Origin of the sequence: Myxococcus sp. AS-1-15 (assembly GCF_020037055.1) — a bacterium.
Classification (GTDB): domain Bacteria; phylum Myxococcota; class Myxococcia; order Myxococcales; family Myxococcaceae; genus Myxococcus; species Myxococcus fulvus.
Genome location: NZ_JAIQDF010000005.1, coordinates 488,975 through 509,041, shown reverse-complemented (window position 1 = coordinate 509,041; position 20,067 = coordinate 488,975). Strand labels below are relative to the sequence as shown.

Genomic DNA, 20,067 nt, shown 5'->3' with positions numbered 1-20,067 from the left:
ACGCCATTTCAAGGGCAATGCCTACATGCTCTGATGTTTAGTGGTTTTCGAGGGCCCCAGGCCGCCCGGAATGAGGGCAATGCCTACATGGTCCGATGTTCAGTGGTTTTCCGGCCGCGACAAATTAATCACAAACACAAATTTGTTGTCTGTGATTGATTTGTTGAATACACAGACAGCTCATGGGCGGCGCGGACTTCACGCCGCCCGCGGAAGTCTCAGCCCGGCGTGAACCACAGCACGGACAACGGGGGCAGGGTGATCAGCGCGGACGCCGGCTGCCCATCCCAGGGCGTGGGCTCCGTGTGGAGCTGTCCCAGGTTCCCCACGTTGGAGCCGCCGAACTCGCCCGCGTCGGAGTTGACGATCTCCGCGTAGCTCGTGTGCAGCGGGAAGCCCACGCGGTAGTTCTCACGCACCGCGGGCGACAGATTCGCCACGCACACCACATGACGCCCTGGCTGCCGTGATCGCCTCACGAACGCCAGCACGTTCGACGCCGCCGAGTCCGGCTGCAGCCACTGGAACCCCACCGGCTCGCTGTCCGCGTCGTGCAGCGCCGGCAGCTCCCGGTACACGCGGTTCAGCGTCGCCACCAGACGCATGATGCCGCCGTGCCCCGGGTCCTGCGTCAGGTGCCAGTCCAGGCTCTTGTCGTGGTTCCACTCCGCCGGCTGGCCGAACTCTCCGCCCATGAAGAGCAGCTTCTTGCCGGGGTGCGCCCACATCCACGCGAACAGCGCGCGCAGGTTCGCCCGCTTCTGCCAAGGGTCTCCCGGCATGCGCCCGTACAGGCTGCCCTTGCCGTGCACCACCTCGTCATGGCTCAGCGGCAACATGAAGTGCTCGCTGAACGCATACAGCAGCCCGAACGTCAGCTGGTTGTGGTGGTACTGCCGGTAGATGGGGTCCTTCGAGAAGTACGACAGCGTGTCGTGCATCCACCCCATGTTCCACTTGAAGTGGAAGCCCAGGCCGCCCTCGCTCGTCGGCGCGGAGACCTTGGGCCATGCCGTGGACTCCTCGGCGATGACCACCACGCCCGGGTGCTTGCGGCGCACGGTGTCGTTGAGCTCGCGCAGGAACTGGATGGCCTCCTCGTTCTCCCGGCCACCCCAACGGTTGGGGATCCACTCGCCCTGCTTGCGGCTGTAGTCGAGGTAGAGCATCGACGCCACCGCGTCCACGCGCAGTCCGTCGATGTGGTACTCCTCGATCCAGAACAGCGCGTTCGCGATGAGGAAGTTGCGCACCTCGTTGCGGCCGAAGTTGAAGACCAGCGTCCCCCAATCCGGTTGCGCCCCCTTGCGAGGGTCCGCGTGCTCGTACAGCGCGGTGCCGTCGAACTCGCCCAGCGCATGCGCGTCCCGGGGGAAGTGCCCCGGCACCCAGTCCACGATGACGCCGATGCCCTCCTGGTGCAGGTGGTCCACCAGGAACCGGAAGTCATCCGGATGTCCGAAGCGCGCCGTGGGCGCGTAGTAGCCGCTGACCTGATACCCCCACGAGCCACCGTACGGATGCTCCGACACGGGCAACAGCTCCACGTGGGTGAAGCCCATGTACTTCACGTACTCCGCCAGCGCGGGCGCCAGCTCCCGGTACGTCATCGGCCGGTCGCCATCCTCCACGACGCGGCGCCAGCTCCCCAGGTGCACCTCGTAGACGCTCCACGGCTGGTGCGCGACGTCCTCGTGCTTCGCGCGCGTCTCCAACCACGGCGTGTCCCCCCAGTCGTACCGCCCCAGGTCGTGCACCACCGACGCCGTCGCCGGCGGCACCTCCGTGCGGAACGCGAACGGGTCCGACTTCAACACCCGGGGCCCACCCTGGCCCGGACGGATCTCGAACTTGTAGCGCGCGCCTTCGCCCACCTCGGGGACGAACAGCTCCCAGATGCCGGAGGCCCCCATGCGCCGCATGGCGTGCAGCCGCCCGTCCCAGCTGTTGAAGTCGCCCACCACGGACACGCCCGCCGCCGTGGGCGCCCACACCGCGAAGGCCACGCCGCGCGTGCCGTTGTGGTGGCTCAGGTGCGCGCCCATCCGCTCCCAGAGCCGCTCGTGGCGCCCCTCGCCCGCGTAGTACAGGTCCATCTCCCCGAGCGTGGGCAGGAAGCTGTAGGGGTCTCTCAGCGTGAAGACACGCTTGCCGGGGTACTCCACCTCCAGCAGGTAGCCGAAGGTCTTGTCGCGGCCATTCACGCGCGCCTCGAAGACGCCACCCAGCCGGTGGCTCATCGGCACGCGCCCGCCGAACTCCGGGAGCACGTGGATGGCCACGGCCTCCGGGCGGAAGGCACGAATCACCACGCCGTCACCGTCCGGATGGATGCCGAGCACGGAGTGGGGCTCCGGGTGCCGCAGCTCCACCACGCGCTGCAACTCCGCGTCGACCTGCGCCTTGTCCGCGGGCTTCCTCACTGGCCTTCCTCCATCCGCATGAGGGCCTCGACGGGGATGCGCACCCAGTCGGGCCGGTTCGCCATCTCATACCTCACTTCGTACAGGAGCTTCTCCAGCTCGAACGCGCGCAGCATCGTGTCGAATGCCGCGTCGTCCGAGGGCAGGAAGGCCGCTCCCTGGGTCGCCTTGCGATAGCCCGACAGGAAGGCATCGCGGCTGGGGCCCACCCGTCCCCGAGGCGTCCCACCCTCGAGCGCCACCGTGGCCTCCGCGTAGTCGAACGAGCGGATCATCCCCGCCACGTCGCGCAGCGGGCTGTACTTCTCCCGCCTGGACGTGAAGCTGCGCGCCGGCTCCCCCTCGAAGTCGAAGATGAGCCACTGGTCATTGGCCCGCAGCACCTGACCCAGGTGCAGATCTCCGTGGATGCGGATCTTCTGTCCGGACGGCGTCACCTGCGCGAGCCGCTTCGCGTGCTCGATGAGCCGCTCCCGCCGCTTCTCCAGGTCCGCATGCAGCCGACCGGCCTCCGCCAGCGTCACGCCCAGCTCGCCCACGATGGACGCGCTCCAGCGCTGCAGGTCCTCCTGGAGCAGCGGTTCCGGCGCGAACGCCGTGTCGTCCAGCGGCGCCGAGCCGAAGGCCTGGTGCAGGTCTCCCAGCCGCGCCCCCAGCTCCTCCATCTCGCTCAGGAACCGGTCGCCCACCGGCCGCGCCTGGCGCATCCGCTCCAGCGTGTACTTCCAGCCGTCCACCGAGTCGGGCACGAACCGGTGCACCAGCGCGAGCGTGGCCCCGGCGGCGCCCTCCAGCCGCAGCGCGCCCAGGAGCACGGGCGTGGCGCGGAACGAGGTGCGCGTGGCGAGGAAGCGCCCCACCTCGTACTCGGGATTCACGCCCGCCTCGAGCTTGCGGATGATCTTCACGATGACCTTCTCTCCGAGCACCACCGACGTGTTGCTCTGCTCCACCAGCAGCCGCCGCACGGGGAGGGGGGAGGGCAGGCCCAGCAGGCCCTCGGGGCCGCCAATCCACTCGCCCACCACGCGGCCGGAGGCGGAGGGAATCTGCGCGCCGTCGCGGATGAGGTCGAACAGCGCGCGCAGGCACCCGTCGTCCTCGAGCGCGTCCTTGATGCCGTCCGTCGAGGGCTTCACTGGCAGCAGATAGCGCTCCGGCTGCCCCAACTCGTAGACGACCTCCACCACGGCGAGCGACAGGTCGCACGGGGTGGCGTCCAGGTTGGCGTGGTCCACCACGCTGACCTGCTTGATGGGCCACGCCTTGCCGGAGAACCAGCGCTGGCTCTTGAGGTGTTCGGGCAGTTTCGTCAGGTCCAAGGTCGTCATGCTCGGCTCCCTCCGGGCACCGGCTGGTCCAGCCGAAACCACAGGAACATGAAGGGCCCCATCGACAGCTGATAGGGCAGGTCACTGATACGCGGGAACGGTGTGTCGCCAATCAACTCCACGGGCACCATGCCCTGCCACTCGCGCAGGTCCAGCACCGCTGGCTGCGAGAAGCGCGACAGGTTGCACACCACGAGCACCGTCTGGCCCTCCCATTCCCGCACGAACGCCAGCACCTTGCGGTTCTCCAGGGAGATGAACCGCAGCTTCCCCAGCGAGAACACCGGGTAGCGCTGGCGGATGCGAATCATCCGCTTCACCCAATGCAGGAGGCTGGACTTCACGCGCTCCTGCGATTCGACGTTGATGGACTGATAGCCGTAGACGGGGTCCGCGATGACGGGCGCGTAGAGGCGGGCGTAGTCCGCCCGGCTGAAGCCCGCGTTGCGGTCTCCCGTCCACTGCATGGGCGTGCGCACGCCGTTGCGGTCGCCCAGGTAGATGTTGTCCCCCATGCCGATCTCGTCGCCGTAGTACATCACCGGCGTGCCGGGCAGGGTGAACAGCAGGCTGTGCATCAGCTCGATGCGCCGGCGGCCGTTGTCCATCAGCGGCGCGAGCCTGCGGCGGATGCCCAGGTTGATGCGCATGCGCGGGTCGGTGGCGTACTCCCGGTACATGTAGTCCCGGTCCTCGTCCGTCACCATCTCCAGCGTCAGCTCGTCGTGGTTGCGCAGGAAGATGGCCCACTGACACGACTCCGGGATGTCCGGCGTCTGCTGCATGATTTCGACGATGGGGGTGCGGTCCTCCCGGCGCACGCCCATGAACAGGCGCGGCATCACCGGGAAGTGGAAGCCCATGTTGAACTCGTCGCCCTCGCCGAAATAGACGCGCACGTCGGCGGGCCACTGGTTGGCCTCCGCGAGCAGCATCTTCCCCGGGTACTCCGAATCAATCGTCTTGCGCAGGCGCTTGAGGAAGGCGTGCGTCTCCGGGAGGTTCTCGCAGTTGGTGCCCTCGCGCTCGAAGAGGTAGGGCACCGCGTCGCACCGGAAGCCGTCCACGCCCATGTTCAGCCAGAAGCGCATGATGTCCAGCATGGCTTCCTGCACCTGGGGGTTGTCGTAGTTCAGGTCCGGCTGGTGGCTGAAGAAGCGGTGCCAGAAGTACTGCTTGGCCACCGGGTCCCACGTCCAGTTGGAGCGCTCCGTGTCGGTGAAGATGATGCGCGCGCCCTTGTACTTGTCCTCGGTGTCGCTCCAGACGTACCAGTCGCGCTTGGGGCTCTTCGGATCGCTCCGGGCCTCCTGGAACCAGGGGTGCTGGTCGCTGGTGTGGTTGACGACCAGCTCGGTGATGATGCGGATGCCGCGCTTGTGCGCCTCGTCCACCATGCGCTGGAAGTCCGCGAGCGTGCCGTAGTCCGGATGCACGCCGTAGAAGTCCGCGATGTCGTAGCCGTCATCGCGCAGGGGGGAGGGGTAGTGCGGGAGGATCCACAGACAGTCGACCCCCAGGTCCTGGAGGTAGGGCAGCTTCTCGATGAGGCCCGGGATGTCCCCGTGGCCGTCGCCGTTGGAGTCGTGGAACGCTCTTAGATGCAGCTCGTAGATGAGGGCCTTCTTGTACCAGAGGGGATCCAGTTCCATACGCCTCTCAGGGTGTCACTCGTAGTAGTCGAACGCGTGCTCGGTGCGACGGAAGCGGTACACGGCCCAGACGGCCGCGGGCTGCTCGGGTGTCAGGCGCACCTGGACGTCGGAGCCCTGCCACAACGAGCGCTGGTCCGTCATCAGTTCGTGCACCTGATACGTCTCGTCGGGCTTCGCGCCCAGCCAGTCCAGGGGGAGCCGCAGCAGCGCCTCCTGGGCGGCGTACGGGTCCAGGCTCACCGCGCACAGCACCGTGCTGGTGCCGTCCTTCGTGCGCTTGCCGTAGAAGAGGACCCGCTCGTTGTCGGAGTCGAAGAAGCGCAGCGTGTCGTACGTGTGCAGCGCGGGCTGGGTGCGCCGCGCCGAGTTGAGCTTCGTTATCCAGTCCCGGATGTTGCCGGGCCGGTCCAGGTCCCACGCGACGAGCTGGTACTTCTCCGAGTCCAGATACTCCTCCTTGCCGGGCAGCGGGCGGCCTTCGCACAGCTCGAAGCCGCAATACATCCCGTAGACCGAGGAGAGCGTGGCGGCAAGCGCCGCGCGCAGGCGGAACGCACCGGGCCCCGCGTTCTGCAACAGCTCCGGCAGGATGTCCGGCGTGTTGGGCCACAGGTTGCCGCGGAAGAAGTCGGACACGGGCGGGCGGGTGATCTCCTCCAGGTAGTCCTGCAGCTCGCCCTTGAAGTTGCGCCAGGTGAAGTACGTGTACGACTGGGTGAAGCCCACCTTGCCCAGGGCCTTCATCACCTTGGGGCGGGTGAAGGCCTCCGACAGGAAGAGCACGTCGGGGTGGCGGTCCTGCACGCGGCGGATGAGCCACTCCCAGAACTGGATGGGCTTGGTGTGGGGGTTGTCCACGCGGAAGGTCCGCACGCCCTGCTGCACCCAGTGGAGGACGACGGACTCCAGCTCCACCCAGAGCGACTCGCGCGCGGGGCCCATCCAGTCGAAGTTGACGATGTCCTCGTAGCGCTTGGGCGGGTTCTCCGCCGTCTTGATGGTGCCGTCCGGGCGGCGCTGGAACCACTCCGGATGCTCCTTCACGTACGGGTGGTCCGGTGAGCACTGGTAGGCCAGGTCCAGCGCCACCTCGATGCCGTGAGACTGCGCGGCCTGCAGGAAGTGACGGAAGTCCGCGAGCGTGCCCAGGCTGGGGTGCACCGCCTTGTGGCCGCCCTCCGCGGCGCCGATGGCCCACGGGCTGCCCACGTCATCCGGGCCCGCCTTGAGGCTGTTGTTCTTCCCCTTGCGCGCGGTGCGGCCGATGGGGTGGATGGGCGGCAGGTACACCACGTCGAAGCCCAGCTTCTGGATGTACGGCAGCCAGCCTTCCGCGTCCTGGAACGTCGCGTGCGTGCGGCCGTCGCGCTTCGCCGAGCGCGGGAAGAACTCGTACCAGGCCCCGAAGCGCGCCTTCTCCCGGTCCGCGAAGACCTGGAGCATCGGCTCGTGGCGCCTGGCCAGCGTCCGGTCCGGGTAGGTCGACGCCACCGTGGCCAGCTCCGGCGCGAGCGCCACCGCGATGAGGTCCGGGCTCGCGGGCTGGCGCAGGCGCACGGCGGCCTCGGTGAGCACCCGCGCGTCGTCCGCGTCCACCGGCTTCGCGCGCGCGGCGGCGCCCTCCAGCAGCGCGGCCCCCTCCAAGAGCTCGCTCTTCACGTCCCGGCCCGCGTCCACCTTGCGCTTCAGCTCGGAGGTCCACGTCCGGAAGAGATCTGGCCAGGCTTCAATCGTGTACTCGTAGCGGCCATTGCGAGCCAGGGGGAACTCGGCCTCCCAGGCGTCGTTGCCGAGGGGGCGCATGGGGACCTCGCCCCAGTCGGTCTGCTCCTGTTGAGGGGAGACCTGGCGCCAGCGGACGACGGCGACGAGGACGTCATGGCCCTCCTTGAAGATGTCGGCGCGGACGGTGAGGCTGTCCCCGGCGATGCGCTTGACGGCGTGACGGCCTCCGTCGAGCTGCGGCTGGACTCCCTCGATGAACACGCTCCCGATTCGCTCTTTCATATCGGCTCGCGGCCCTTATAGGTCTGAGGTTGGGTGAAGCCGGGCGGCGTGTCGCGGGGTGCGTTGATGAAGGACGACTGGCGCGTCGGCCGCGTTGGCTCGTGAACGTTAGGGATGGGGGGCGAGGACGCCCACCCGGTGGACTCGAAGGGGCTGAGTGCCCGGCTGCCCATACTTGAAGCTGGGATCCGCACCTCGGGTTGCGGTATCCGGGAAAGGCATGGCGCTTCCTTCACCCACTGCTCAGCGGGCGAGCGACCCGGCGGCCGACAGGGCCCTGCTCCAGCAGGTGGCCCTGGGCAGCGCCTCCGCCATGCGGGACGTGTATGCGCGCTGCGCCTCCCGGGCGTTCGCGGCGTGTCTTCGCCTGCTGCCCTCCCGCGCGGACGCGGAGGAGGTGCTCCAGGAGGCGTTCCTGGAGGTGTGGCGGCGCGCGCGCGACTTCGACCCGGAGCGCGGGGGGCTGGAGACGTGGGTGACGACCATCGCTCGCACGCGCGCCATCGATCGGCTGCGCTCGCTGGGCACCGCGGCGCGCGTGGCGGAGGGCGTGGTGCACCATCCGCCTCCGACGAGCGCCACGCCGCTGGCCCCGGACGACGCGTTGGGAATGGGGCAGGACCGGGTGAGGGTGCGCGCGGCGATCCGGACCCTGCCTCCCGAGCAGCGGGAGGTGGTGGAGCTGGCCTACTTCGAGGGGCTGTCGCAGCGAGAGATCGCCGAGCGCACCGGGCATCCGTTGGGCACGGTGAAGACGCGGGCGCGGCTGGCGCTGGAGAAGCTCGCCGACGTGCTCGGGCGGGGCGGCTGAGGCCTCACGTTAAGGGAGTCTTAAGAACCTCCGGGTACTGTCGGCCTTCATTCATCCATTCGTGACGGCACCGTGGTGACCGGGAGGGAGAGGAGGCGAGCGGGAGATGGGGGAGCGAATCCTGCTGGTGGAGGACGACGCCCGGCTGGGCGCGCAGATCGTCGAGCACCTGAAGGGCGCTGGGTTCGAGGCGGAGTGGTGGACGGAGGGGCGGATGCTGCTGCCCGGCGAGCTCCCCGACGTGGGGTTGGTGGTGCTGGACCTGATGCTGCCGGGGACGTACGGGCTGGACATGCTCAAGGCGCTCCGGGGGTTCTCGGAGGTGCCGGTGCTCATCCTGAGCGCGCGCAACGACACGCTGGACAAGGTGCGGGCGCTGAAGCTGGGCGCGGATGACTACCTGACGAAGCCGTTCTGGCCGGAGGAGCTCATCGAGCGGGTGCGCGCGCGGCTGCGCCGGCCGGTGTTGCAGAAGCCGGAGTCGGTGCTGGAGCTGGGGCCGCTGCGCGTGGACTTCCTGGGGCGCGAGGTGCGCGTGGAGGGGCGCGTCGTGGAGTTGACGCGGGTGGAGTTCGACGTGCTGGCGGCGCTGGCGCGCAGGCCTCGTGAGGCGGTGACGCGGCAGTGGCTGGTGGAGCACGTGTTGGATCCGGAGCGCGAGGGGACGGAGCGGACGCTGGACGTGCACGTGTCGCGGCTGCGCAGGAAGCTGGCGCCGGCGCAGTGCGTGGAGACGGTGTGGGGCGTGGGGTACCGGCTGGTCGAGGGAGAGGGTTCGTGAAGCTGCGCTTGCGCCTGGCGCTCACGGCGATGGCGGCGGCGCTGCCGGTCGTGGTGGCGATGGCGTACTTCCAGAAGTCCCTGCGGGAGCGCTCGCAGGAGGAGGTGCTCGAGGCCGCTACGCTGGCGCGCGTGCAGGTGGAGCGCTCGCGCTGCGAGGCGTCGCCGGAGACGTGGCGCCCGCGTCCCTCGGAGCGAGGAGCGCCGCCGCCTCGGCGTGGGGAGGATGGGCGGCCGCCACCACCGCGTCCGCTTGATGAGGGGGCGGAGCGGCGCCCGCCGCGACAGGGCGGGCTTGGTGCCGAGGTTGGCCGACCACCCCCACCGCGCGCGCAGGATGAGGACGCGGAGCTGCGCCCGCCGCGTCAGGGCGGGCTTGGTGCCGAGGCTGTCCGACCACCCCCACCGCGCGCGCAGGATGAAGGCGCGGAGGGGCGCCCGCCGCGACAGGGCGGGCTTGGTGCCGAGGCTGTCCGACCACCCCCACCGCGCGCGCAGGATGAAGACGCGGAGGGGCGCCCGCCGCGTCAGGGCGGGGCTCGTGGCGGCGATGGAACGGGGCCTCCCGCCTTCGCGGATGATCCAGCCGGCCGCGGGCGCTCCGGTGCTGCCACGGCGAATGGCCTCGGTCCGTCTCTCTTCGACAACGGGCGCCCTCCGCCTCCGGCGGACGGTGATGGCGGGCGTGCACCCGCGCGAGTCGAGCACTTCCCCTATGACGCCCAGTTCGTCTCACGCAATCCGAGGGCCCCCGTGTTGTCGGAGGACATGCGGGTCGCGGCGAGTGACGGGACGGTGGTGCGCCGCTTCGAGCAGGACGGACGGCGCATGCTCGAAGTGCTGCTGCGCATGCCGTGGGAAGGGGGACCGTGTGCCTTCATCCTCGCGCGCCGGGAGGAGCCGCCGCCTCCCTCGATGCTCTCCCTGCCGCCGCTCAAGGACTGGAGCCTGCTGGTCTCCACCGTCGTGGCCTCGGTGGTGCTCGCGCTGGGCCCGGTGGTCCGCAGGATCCGCATGCTCACCGAGGACGTGCGCGCCTCGGCCCGCAGCGGCTACGCGCAGCCGGTGGCCGTGCGCGGACAGGATGAGATCGCCGACCTGGCGCGCGCCTTCCAGGAGGCTCGCGCGGAGATCCAAGCGCGGATGGCGCACCAGGAGGCGCGCGAGCAGGGCCTGCGTGACTTCCTGGCCAACACCACACATGACGTGATGACGCCGCTCACGGTGTTGCAGGGCAACCTGTCCGCGATGCAGCAGCGCGTGTCGCGCGGCGAGCCCGTGTCCGCGACAGAGGTGGCCTCCGCGATGAGCGAGGCCCACTATCTGACCTCCCTCGTCCACAACCTCGCGGCGGCGACGCGGCTGGAGGCCGGCGCGCCCCACGTCCAGCGCGTACCCGTGGACCTCAATGACGTGGTGGGCCGGGTCCTCGGTCGTCACCAGCCCATCGCCCGGCAGCAGCGCATCTCCCTGGAGAGCGGCGTTCCCGCCGTGCCCGTGCGAGTGCTCGGCGACGTGACGCTCATCGAGCAGGCCGTGAGCAACGTCGTGGGCAATGGCGTGCGCCACGGCCGCGAGGACGGCCACGTGGCGGTGGTGCTGGAGAGCACCCGCGAAGGTCGCTTCCACCTGCGCGTCCTCGACGACGGGCCCGGCATCCCCGAGGACGAGCGCGCGCGGCTGCTCGCCCGGGGCGCGCGTGGCAACGCGGCCCGCACGCGCGCGCCGGAGGGGCAGGGGCTCGGGCTGCACATCGCCCACGACGTGGCCCAGGCCCACGGCTGGACCCTGACCCTGAGCCCGTCGGAGTACGGCGGGCTCGAGGTGTGCTTCTCCGGCGAGGTGCTCGCCGACGATGCCCCGGTGTCTCGCGGGTGACGCCGGGGCCGCGAGCTCACTCGAGCTCGCTGGCGTCGTAGCGTCCGCTCTCCAGCTTCCGCAGATACTCCTCGAAGAAGTCCTCCATCGAGTCGGCGAACGGGCCAAGCGGACCGCCGTGGATCTCCCAGCGAATCACCTGCCCGACGCTGCCGTGCTCCTCGGGCTCCAGGTCCACGCAGTACAGGTTGCCGCCACTGTCCGAAGCGAAGGGCACCCAGCCCGGGTGCCACCACGTCCACTTCACGAACCGCTGGTCCTTGGACAGCTCGTGGGGCCGGGCCTTCTTGAAGACGCCATTGTCGACGTGCTCCCGCAGGCCCTTCCACAGCTCCTGGATCTGCTCCGTGGTCAACACGTCGTACTCGGAGATGGACAGACCGCGGGACGTCGGGGCGCCGCCGCCGAACTTCTGGAGGAACGCGCGGAAGTCCGAGGGCAGCGCCTTGCCGACCTGCTTCTCCAGCGCGGCGATCCGCTCGGGCGTGGCGGGGCGGTTGACCGTCAGCCGCGAGGCATGGTCCGGGTGGTGCTTGTCGGCCCAGTCGCCAATCTGCTTCCAGATGCCGTCCATGCGCTTGCGCGCGGCCTGTTCCCGCGTGGGGCTTCCGGCCGCGAGCAGCCGCTCGATGACCTTCGTGTGGCCACGGCGCGTCGCCAGGTCGATGGGGTAGTAGCCCACGGTGTTGGCGAGGTGCGGGTCCGCGCGCGCCGCGAGCAGCGCCTCCAGCGGCGCCACGTCCTCGATGCAGGCCGCCAGGTGCAGCGGCGTCCAGCCTCGGGCATTGGGCTGGTTCGGATTGGCCCCCGCGCGCAGCAGCGCGCTCACGATTCGCGGCGACGGAGTGCTGAACAGCTCGTCCTCGTTGACGGTGAGGGTGAGCGCGGTGTCGCCCTCGTCATCCGTCGCGAGGTGATTGACGTTGGCGCCCTTCGCGATGAGCCGCTCGACGGCACCCTCGTTCCCGGCGCGGATGGCCCACATCAGGGCCGTCCACCCGCGGTCGTTGACGGTCTCCACCGAGGCGCCGTGCTCCAGCAGCAGCTCCGTCAGCTTCGGCTGGTCCTTGAACGTCGCGGCCAGCATCAAGGGCGTCTCCTCCTGCCCGTTGGGAGCGTTGACGTCCACCCCCGCCTTCAGGAGCACCGCGAGGATGTCCTCCGACGGCGCCTCGTTGTCCTCGCCGAACAGGTCCGTGAGCACCGTGGAGCCCGCTTCGTCGTTCCAGCGCTGGTTGACGTTGGAGCCCTTGTCGATGAGCAGCCTCACCAGCGCCACCCCCTCGTCACCCGACTGCGCCGTGGCGAACGAGAGCGCGATGGCCCCATCCGAGTCCTGGGCGTGGACGTCCGCGCCGGCGTCGAGCAGCAGTCGGACCAGCTCCAGGCTGCCCTCGCTGGCCGCGGAGTGCAGGGCGGGGTAGCCCTTGGCGTCGACGGTGTTCGGGTTGGCGCCCGCCGCGAGCTGCTTCGCGACGTCCTTGGCGTTCGAGGCTTCGATGGCTGCGAGCAGCCTGGCGTCCAGGGGGGACAACTTCTTCTTGGGCGACATGAGGGGGGCTCCGGCGGGGTCGGTCGTTCTCCTGAACGTCGCCTCGGCGGAAATGTCGCGACCCGACCGGTTTCAGGGGAAGCGCGCGAGGAAGGCCGCGAGCAGGGGGCCTCCTCGTCGCGCCTCCTCGGGGGAGCCGGGCCCGCCCTCGCGCAGCCGGGTGCGCAGCTCCTCGAGCGCCGGCTTCATCGCGTCATAGGCCTCGCTCGCCGCCTCCGCGTTGTCGAAGAAGCGATGGTGGAGCAACCAGCCCGACACGGCGCAGGTGACGGCATGGAACGAGCGGCTGTCATCGCGCTCGTACGTGAGTCGCAACTGCCCCGCGAGCTCCTCATCCCGAGCGATGGTGCCCCCCTGCGAGCCCGCCCAGCCGAGCGAGGCTCCTGCTTCGTACGGGGTCCATTCGACCGGCGGGGCGTGCATCGGCCCACCATTCCAGCGAGCCCCGTGAGGGTGCAAGCGCTGGTGCGCGCGTGTGTCCCGCGGGCGTCGACATGGGGGCAGGGGAGCGCCTCGATGACGCGAGGCAGGCCGCGCGGTGGGCCCGGGGCTCGCGCCCGGCAACGTGCGGGCCCGTTGCGCATCCCCGCGCGGTGCTCCACGTTCCAGACAGGTTCCCCTGGCTGACGCCGCGCCGCCGGAGGGGGCGGGTCTCGTGCCCAGGGGTTGGGGTGCGAGACACCTGGTCGAGTCGAGACGAGGGGGCCCGCGTCATGCCAGCCGAACCGTCCAGCCCACGTGGTCCTCGCCCGTCGGGGCGCTCCTCGCGAGGGTGGCCTCCGACGTCGCGACAGGCCTGGCGACGCTCCCTGTCCATCCTCGCCATGCTGCTGCTCCTCGTGGCCGGCGAAATCTATGTGAGCGTCCTGGTGGGCCGACGGCTGTCCTTGATGCTCGTCGTCGCGCTGACCTGCGTGGTCATCAGCGTCGTGGTCTTCGGCTACCTCTTCATCTCGGACCGCGGCGACCTTCCACGTCCATGACGCCGGGAGCGCGCGCCGTGGGGAAGTGCACGGCGAATCGTCCTGGAGGCCCAGGTGTGGGGTGAACAGTGACACCGGGCCTGGTTTGTGTGGCGCGCCGCGAGGCGGCTAACCTGCCGTGTCCATGAAGGCGCTCATTGTCTCCCTGTTCTTGTTGGGTTCGGCTCCTCCCGCCGCGACTCCGGCGCTGGCACCGGAAGCACTCTCGGCGCCGCCCGTCTCGGATGATTCCCCGACGGCGTGGGCCTGTACCGTCGACACGCTTCGCGAGGGCAAGGAGTGTGTCTTCGAGTCCGAGGCCACGCCAGGCACACCGAGCCCCGAGCAGGACGCCGCCAACCGCAAGCTGCTCAAGGACATCTCCCGCGCGCTGTGCACGGAGACGGTGGGCAATGCGCGCGAGGGCGTCTCCGACGCGACGCTCGTGGCGATGTGCGAGAAGCGCTATCTCGCCGCCGCGGACAAATGCGGGCTGGGGGGCAACGTGTCCATCGTGGACTCGAAGGGCCGCTTCGCGGCGACGGCGCGCACGTGCTACCGCGGCCTGTCCACGGTCCTCCAGGAGGCGCAGTTGATGGCCACCGTGGCCGCGCCCTGCTGTGAGTGCGCCGCGCGCCGAGGCTGTCCCGCCGCCGGCGACCGCTGCTACGCGGACGTCGCCCAGCAGCAGACCAGCCCCGCGACGCTCGCGTGCCTGAGCGAGCGCTGCGAGGACGTGTGCTCCGTCGTGTTGCCCTCGACGTCCACGGCGCCCACCGCGCGCGAGCGTGCGGGGTCGTCTCGTTCCGGTTCGGCTTCGCTCTAGGAGTCTGCGCCATGCGCCACCATCCCTGGACTGTCCCCACCTGGGCCCTGTTGGGCTCGCTCGCCGCCGGCTGCGGCGCGTCGCACTCCCATGTCACCTGGACGGAGTCGCCGCCCCGCGAGGACGCGCCCGTCGTCGAGAAGGCCCGCGAGGCCCCGCCGCCCAGCGCCTCCGCGGACCCCAAGGGCTTCGTCGCGCGCTATCCGAATCCGGCCCTGTGCGAGGCCGCCGCGCGTCGGGTCCAGGCCGAGTCCCGCGACGAGGGCTGGGCCGCCCTCAAGGCCTGCATCGAGCTGACGCCCTTCACCCAGCTTCGAGCGCTGCTCGGCGGCGCGTGGGCGGAGGACCTGAAGGTGCGTCCCGAGGCCGCGAACCTCATCGCGCGCGTGGTGGCGCAGCGCGGGGGCAGCGTGCCCGGTGAGCTCCAGTACCTGCAGGAGCGCAAGATCCCCATCTTCTCCCTCGCCTCCGCGGTGGAGCGCCCGGACACGTACAAGGGCCGCTACGTGCTGCTGCGCGCGCGCGTGGCGGACCAGCGCTCGGAAGGGGAGAAGCCCACGGTGTGGCTGGTGGAGCACACGCTGGCCTCGGTGGAGTCGGATGCCCCGGTGGGCTACGGGGAGACGTTCGACACCACCACGACGACGAACGGTGACCTGGGTGGGCAGACGCAGCTCACGGGGCCGGGGCGGCTGGGTGGGAACCTCAGCACCCGCGAGCGCGGCACCGCGTCCACCACGCGCAAGCACTTCGACAATGTCTCGGACGAGACGGGCCGGGAGGCGCTGGGGCGGCTCTCCGGCGCGGACCCCTTCCTCGAGGCGCGTCGCGAGTACGTCTTCCTGGCGCGCTTCGACGGGGTGCGGTTGACGTCGGGCGGCAACGACGATGACGCCGAGGCGCCGCGCATCCCGGTGCTGACCATCGTCAGCTACCACGCCCCGCAGGCGCTCGTCGTCTACTGAGCCGTCGCCGTCGCGAGGCCCAGGCCCGCAAGAAAAAACGAGGCGCCGGGGACTGTCCCGACGCCTCGTCTGGGGAGCTGGCCCCGCGCCAACCCCACCTGATTCCGAGAGTTCCGCGGGAAAAAACGGCCTCTCATCCAGGAGACCCCTCGCGCTCGGGGTCGGCCACGAGCTGCGTGGATTTTTCCTCTCGCCGTGGCGCACGCACATCGCGCGCTGTGAGGCGGAGTGGGGAAGCGGGCTACGGGAGCTGGGCGCTCGTGATGACGAAGGCCTGGGTGCTGTCGCGTCCGGACTCGAGCCGCACGGACACCGGCTGGGCCGGCGTGGTGCCCAGGCTCACGCCCACCGGGGCCTCCACCTGCACCTGGAAGGTGCCGGGGATGAGGAACCGGAAGGTGGCCTCGAAGGTGCCGTCCGCGTTGGCGTCCGTCAGCGGCAGCGTCTCGCGGCTGCCCTCGGCGTTGATGAGCACCGCGTTGAGGTTCGCGAGCGTGAGGACCTGGCCCTCGAGTGTCGGCAGGACGACACCGGCGCCGAGCGTCACCTCCACGTCGATGCTCGCGGAGGCGGTCAGCTCCGCGGACTTGATGACGGGGCTCATCACCCAGCGGCCGGAGTTGCCGGCCTCCTTGCCGAAGCTCTGCGCCACGTCGAAGTCGACCAGGAGGATCTTCTGCTCACCCTCGATGGTGAGCTTCTCCGTGAACTTCACCTTCAGGCCGGAGGAGCCGTAGCTGGGCATGTGCAGCCGACCGGACACCTCGGCGCCCTCGGGCAGGCCCGCGTAGTCATCCGAGGTGGCGAAGATGGACGTGGTGCCGTCCTCGTTGCGCACCTCCAGGTAGCCGCCGGTGATGACGAAGCGCAGCTGGTCGTAGTCGCCGTTGGGCACCACGGCCTCGGACACGAGCTCCGAGGTGGAGTTGGCCAGCTCCAGCAGGCTCACCGTCACGGGCTCGTCGCGCAGGACGACGCGGCCGCCCTCGGAGTCTCCGCCCTGCAGGTAGATGCTCGAGATGGTGACCACCGCCGTCTCGATGCCGTCACCCGGCGCGTCCGTCAGCAGGATGGAGACCTTTCCATCATCGCCACCACCACAGCCGAGCAGTGGCAACAGCAACACCATGGCGAACCTCGAGACGAGGCTCGCGCGAAGCGAGTCGATGAACGACATGAGGGCTTTTCTCCAGCGAAGGGGCCTCGGGGTGGAGGCCGTTTCGACGGAAATGACTCGCCACCGGACGCATCGGCCACGAGAAAGGCGGTGGACCTGTCCGCAGCCTCACCCCGCGTGGAGGTGGGCGTGTCCGGTAGCGTGTGTCGCCGTCCGACTCAGGGCCCGCCCGAGTCCAGTCCGTGCTTGCGCAGGAGCTTGCGCAGGTACACGCGGTCGATGCCCGCTTCACGCGCCGCGCGGGACACGTTGCCCTCGCAGCGCTCGACGAGGTTGCGCAGGTAGTCGCGCTCGAAGCCCTCGATGAGGCGCTCCTTGGCTTCCTTGAAGGGCAGGTCGAGCGCCAGCGACAGCGTGGACTCGTCGTCCTCCTCGTCCTGGGAGGAGGGCGCGCGAGGGGGCGCCTCGGGCAGGTCGGGCATCTCCGGGAGCGCCTCCTCGCCCATGCTGACCACGCGGTCCACCACGTTGCGCAGCTCGCGCACGTTGCCCGGCCACGGGTACTGCGTCAGCAGGGCGCGCGTGACCTCGGAGAGGGCGCTGGGGGGCTTGCCCAGGCGCGAGAGGACGGTGTCGATGAGCAGGGGGATGTCCTCGGGGCGCTCGCGCAGGGGCGGCAGCACGACGCGCAGCACCGCGAGGCGGTGGAACAAGTCGCCGCGGAAGCGGCCCTGCTTCACCGCGCCCTCGAGGTCCTGGTGCGTGGCGGCGACGACGCGCACGTCGAAGGTGCGGTAGTCGTTGGCGCCCACGCGCTTGACCTGCCGGCGCTCCAGCACGCGCAGGAGGCGCGGTTGGACCTCGAGCGGGAGCTCGCCCACCTCGTCGAGGAAGAGGGTGCCACCGTGGGCGCGCTCGAAGGCGCCCGCGCGATCCGCCTGGGCCCCGGTGAAGGCGCCCTTCACGTGGCCGAACAGCTCGCTCTCCAGGAGCTGGGGAGGGATGCCCGCGAGGTCCGCGATGACGAAGGGGCCCTTGCCGCGCGAGCCGTGCGTGTGGATGGCCTCCGCGCACAGCTCCTTGCCGGTGCCCGTCTCGCCCTGGATGAGGACGTCGGACTCGCCCTGCTGGGTCATTCGCTCCAGGAGGGTGAAGACCTCCCGCATGCGGCGGCTGGTGCCCACCAGGCCCCCGAAGCTCGTCCGGGTGGAGAGGGGCGGAGCCTTGGACTTCTCGCCTTCGGCGACGAGCCGCAGCTCCGTCGTCCCAAGGGTCAGCGTGGCCCCTGGACGAACCTCCAATTCCGAGAAGCGCATGCCCTCGCAGAAGGAGCCATTGCGCGAGCCCGGATCCGTGGCGCGCACGAGATTGTCCCGGACCTCCAGCAGCAGGTGCTGCCTGGAGACGGCGCGATCCGGCAGGACGATGTCCGCCGACGCCTCGGAGCCCACCCGGTAGCGCCCTGGCGCCAGCGGATACACCCGTCCGGCATCCGGCCCGGACAGCACCGCCAGCTTCACCCGGACGCGCGCGCTCCGGAGTGCCGGCAGGGTATCGGTCCGGACCAGCGCGTCATCCCCATCCTCGTCTCCCATACTTGCCACGGTCCGGAACATAGCACGGGGAAGACCTGGGAAGTTCGGGGTCCCAGGAAAGTGGGGTAGGGTCTGTTCTTGATATGGCCTTGCAGCCCGGCGACAGGTTCGGCCGATACGAGTTGGTGTCCTGGCTCGGTCGGGGGGGAATGGCGGAGACGTGGCGCGCCCGGTGGATGGGCGATGCCGGCGTGACGAAGTCCGTCCTCATCAAGAAGGTGCTCCCGGAGTTCGTGGCGGACGACGCGTTCGTGTCGATGTTCGTCAACGAGGCGAGAATCTCCGCCACGCTGTCCCACGGGAACATCGCGCAGGTCTTCGACTTCGGACGGGTGGATGGGCAGTACTACCTGGCGATGGAGTTGGTGGACGGGCCGCCGCTGCACCGCATCATGAAGCGGGCGGTGAAGACGGGCCTGCCGCGGTTGCCCATTCCGATCGCGACGTACATCACGTTGGAGATCTGCCGGGGGCTGCACTACGCGCACACGCGGACGGATGACAAGGGTGTGCCGCTGGGCATCGTGCACCGGGACATCTCTCCGGACAACGTGCTGGTCAGCTACGAGGGGCAGGTGAAGATCGTCGACTTCGGCATCGCGAAGGCGCGGATGGCGCGCAACTTCCAGACGGAGCCGGGGGTGGTGAAGGGGAAGTACCTGTTCTTCTCGCCGGAGCAGGCGCGAGGGCGGGAGGTGGATGCGCGGACGGATGTGTGGGCGACGGGGCTGGTGCTGTACGAGATGTTGTGCGGGCAGCCGCCGGTGTCGGGCTCGCAGGCGGCGGTGATGATGAAGATGGCGAACGGGGAGTTTCCTTCGCCTCGGGAGGTGTACGCGGGCATCCCGGAGGAGCTGGACGACATCGTCATGAAGGCGCTGTCGGTGGATTTGTCGGCGCGGTACGAGTCGGCGAATGCGTTCGCGGATGCGCTGGCGGGGTTCCTGTACTCGTATTCACCGCGCTTCTCCGCGATGAACCTGGCGTACCTGGCGCGGGTGCTGTTCCGTGGGGACATGGCACAGGAGGGGCGGGAGTTGTCCGTGCCTCCGTCGTTCATCGATGAGCTGACGCTGTGGCGGCAGCAAGCGGAGACTCCGGCGGAGGAGCCGCCGCAGCCCTCACGTGGGGCGAAGCCGGTGGTCTCGCAGGCGCTGTCCAAGGTCGAGACGGACTTGAAGCCCCGGCTTCAGCGGGCGACGCGGAAGCTGTTGCCCGCGGTGAGCGAGGCGCCGCCTCCGGTCGTGGATGATGCGCCCGAGGTTCCGACGCACGCGACGGGGAGTCTCGCACGCGGGACGAAATGGGGGATGCTGATGGTCGCCGCGGCGGTCGTGGGCGCGCTGTGGGGGGGCGTCTATTGGCTCTTCGGGAGGAGTCGGGAGCTGCCCCTGCCGCAGTCCTCCCGCCCGCAGGTGAATCCCGCGTACCCGATTCCGGGGCGGCTCGACGAAGAACAGGGCGCGCGCCGGATGTCGGCCGCGGAGCTCGCCGAGGAGGCTCGGAAGAAGGCTCAACGCGCTCGGGATGACGGGGCCTATCGGAGCGCCGCGGACTTCGCGGATCAATGTCTCAAGAACGTACCGGACCATCCTCAGTGTCTGTTGATTGCTGGGGCCAGCCATGCGCGAGACGGGAGGTTCGAGGAGGCCGCTGCTCGGTATCAGCGGTTCGTCGAGCGTCACCCCGAGCATGATTTCGCGAAGACCGCGCGGACCCTGGTGGAGGAGTACTCGAGGAAGAGCGCGGAGGCGAAGGTCGCGCAACCCAAGGAAGCTCCTCCCGGATACAAGGTCATCTACGACAAGGATGCCCCTGCGAATCCACCAGCGGGAGCTGGTTCCGCCACATCTTCGAACCCGAGCACCCCTGAGAGCGTGGCGCGCGACTTGGTTCAGAAGACCCGGGAGTTGCTCAAGCGACAGAAATACCCGGCGGCTCTGGAGATCGCGCAGGAATGCCATGCGATGTTTCCCGAAGATCCTGATTGCCACCTGGTCCTGGGAATCACATACGCCCGGCTCAACAAGATCGATGAGGGGGCAAAGAGCTACAGGCGTTTCCTTGAGCTTGCTCCGAAAAACCATCCGAGCCGCAGCGGAGTGACGAGTCTGCTCAAGGCCTACGACTCAAGCCGCTATTGACCCATTCTACCGCCACGGCAC

At 69.6% G+C, this 20,067-nt stretch carries 15 protein-coding genes; 7 read left to right on the top strand and 8 right to left on the bottom strand.

The genetic code is table 11. From position 1 onward, the window contains the following. Positions 1-218 precede the first annotated feature (218 nt). Genes glgB through K8625_RS17685 form a run of 4 tightly spaced genes read right to left on the bottom strand, consistent with a single transcriptional unit; the run spans position 219 to position 7,416 of the window. Positions 219-2,423, bottom strand: a complete 2,205-nt coding sequence (gene glgB, locus K8625_RS17700) for a 1,4-alpha-glucan branching protein GlgB (protein ID WP_223783351.1) — start codon at positions 2,421-2,423, stop codon at positions 219-221. Further along, positions 2,420-3,754, bottom strand: coding sequence for a phosphotransferase (locus K8625_RS17695; RefSeq protein ID WP_223783350.1), 1,335 nt, complete (start codon positions 3,752-3,754; stop codon positions 2,420-2,422). Before K8625_RS17695 ends, glgB begins: the two co-directional genes overlap by 4 nt. Beyond that, positions 3,751-5,406, bottom strand: coding sequence for a maltose alpha-D-glucosyltransferase (gene treS / locus K8625_RS17690; RefSeq protein ID WP_141331174.1), 1,656 nt, complete (start codon positions 5,404-5,406; stop codon positions 3,751-3,753). Before treS ends, K8625_RS17695 begins: the two co-directional genes overlap by 4 nt. A gap of 15 nt (positions 5,407-5,421) precedes the next feature. Next, positions 5,422-7,416, bottom strand: a complete 1,995-nt coding sequence (locus tag K8625_RS17685) for an alpha-1,4-glucan--maltose-1-phosphate maltosyltransferase (RefSeq protein WP_223749055.1) — start codon at positions 7,414-7,416, stop codon at positions 5,422-5,424. Positions 7,417-7,636: 220 nt separating this feature from the next. Between K8625_RS17685 and K8625_RS17680 the strand changes: the two genes are divergently transcribed. The 3 genes from K8625_RS17680 to K8625_RS17670 all read left to right on the top strand — a co-directional run bounded on the left by K8625_RS17680 (position 7,637) and on the right by K8625_RS17670 (position 10,885). Further along, on the top strand, positions 7,637-8,227 hold the full coding sequence (locus tag K8625_RS17680) for an RNA polymerase sigma factor (protein ID WP_223749054.1): 591 nt from the start codon (positions 7,637-7,639) through the stop codon (positions 8,225-8,227). Positions 8,228-8,333: 106 nt separating this feature from the next. Then, positions 8,334-9,008, top strand: coding sequence for a response regulator transcription factor (locus tag K8625_RS17675; RefSeq protein ID WP_223749053.1), 675 nt, complete (start codon positions 8,334-8,336; stop codon positions 9,006-9,008). Between the two features lie 752 nt (positions 9,009-9,760). Further along, complete coding sequence (locus K8625_RS17670; RefSeq protein ID WP_223783349.1) at positions 9,761-10,885, top strand: HAMP domain-containing sensor histidine kinase; 1,125 nt, start codon at positions 9,761-9,763, stop codon at positions 10,883-10,885. 16 nt (positions 10,886-10,901) lie between these two features. Here the strand turns inward: K8625_RS17670 and K8625_RS17665 are convergent, their stop codons facing one another. Both K8625_RS17665 and K8625_RS17660 read right to left on the bottom strand, forming a co-directional pair. Beyond that, complete coding sequence (locus tag K8625_RS17665; protein ID WP_223783348.1) at positions 10,902-12,437, bottom strand: ankyrin repeat domain-containing protein; 1,536 nt, start codon at positions 12,435-12,437, stop codon at positions 10,902-10,904. Positions 12,438-12,509: 72 nt separating this feature from the next. Further along, on the bottom strand, positions 12,510-12,860 hold the full coding sequence (locus tag K8625_RS17660; protein WP_223749050.1) for a hypothetical protein: 351 nt from the start codon (positions 12,858-12,860) through the stop codon (positions 12,510-12,512). A gap of 401 nt (positions 12,861-13,261) precedes the next feature. Here K8625_RS17660 and K8625_RS17655 point away from each other — a divergent pair, with 401 nt between their 5' ends. The 3 genes from K8625_RS17655 to K8625_RS17645 all read left to right on the top strand — a co-directional run bounded on the left by K8625_RS17655 (position 13,262) and on the right by K8625_RS17645 (position 15,190). Continuing rightward, positions 13,262-13,420, top strand: coding sequence for a hypothetical protein (locus K8625_RS17655; protein ID WP_223749049.1), 159 nt, complete (start codon positions 13,262-13,264; stop codon positions 13,418-13,420). A gap of 124 nt (positions 13,421-13,544) precedes the next feature. Then, entirely contained in the window at positions 13,545-14,225 is a 681-nt protein-coding gene (locus K8625_RS17650; RefSeq protein WP_223783347.1) for a hypothetical protein, read from the top strand. Between the two features lie 11 nt (positions 14,226-14,236). After that, entirely contained in the window at positions 14,237-15,190 is a 954-nt protein-coding gene (locus K8625_RS17645; protein WP_223749048.1) for a hypothetical protein, read from the top strand. A gap of 241 nt (positions 15,191-15,431) precedes the next feature. Here the strand turns inward: K8625_RS17645 and K8625_RS17640 are convergent, their stop codons facing one another. After that, complete coding sequence (locus K8625_RS17640; protein WP_223749047.1) at positions 15,432-16,367, bottom strand: DUF4382 domain-containing protein; 936 nt, start codon at positions 16,365-16,367, stop codon at positions 15,432-15,434. A 158-nt stretch (positions 16,368-16,525) separates the two neighbouring features. After that, positions 16,526-17,923, bottom strand: a complete 1,398-nt coding sequence (locus K8625_RS17635) for a sigma 54-interacting transcriptional regulator (RefSeq protein WP_223749046.1) — start codon at positions 17,921-17,923, stop codon at positions 16,526-16,528. A gap of 62 nt (positions 17,924-17,985) precedes the next feature. On the opposite strand from K8625_RS17635, the gene K8625_RS17630 reads away from it, so the two are divergent. After that, positions 17,986-20,046, top strand: coding sequence for a protein kinase (locus tag K8625_RS17630; RefSeq protein ID WP_223783346.1), 2,061 nt, complete (start codon positions 17,986-17,988; stop codon positions 20,044-20,046). Positions 20,047-20,067: the final 21 nt, after the last annotated feature.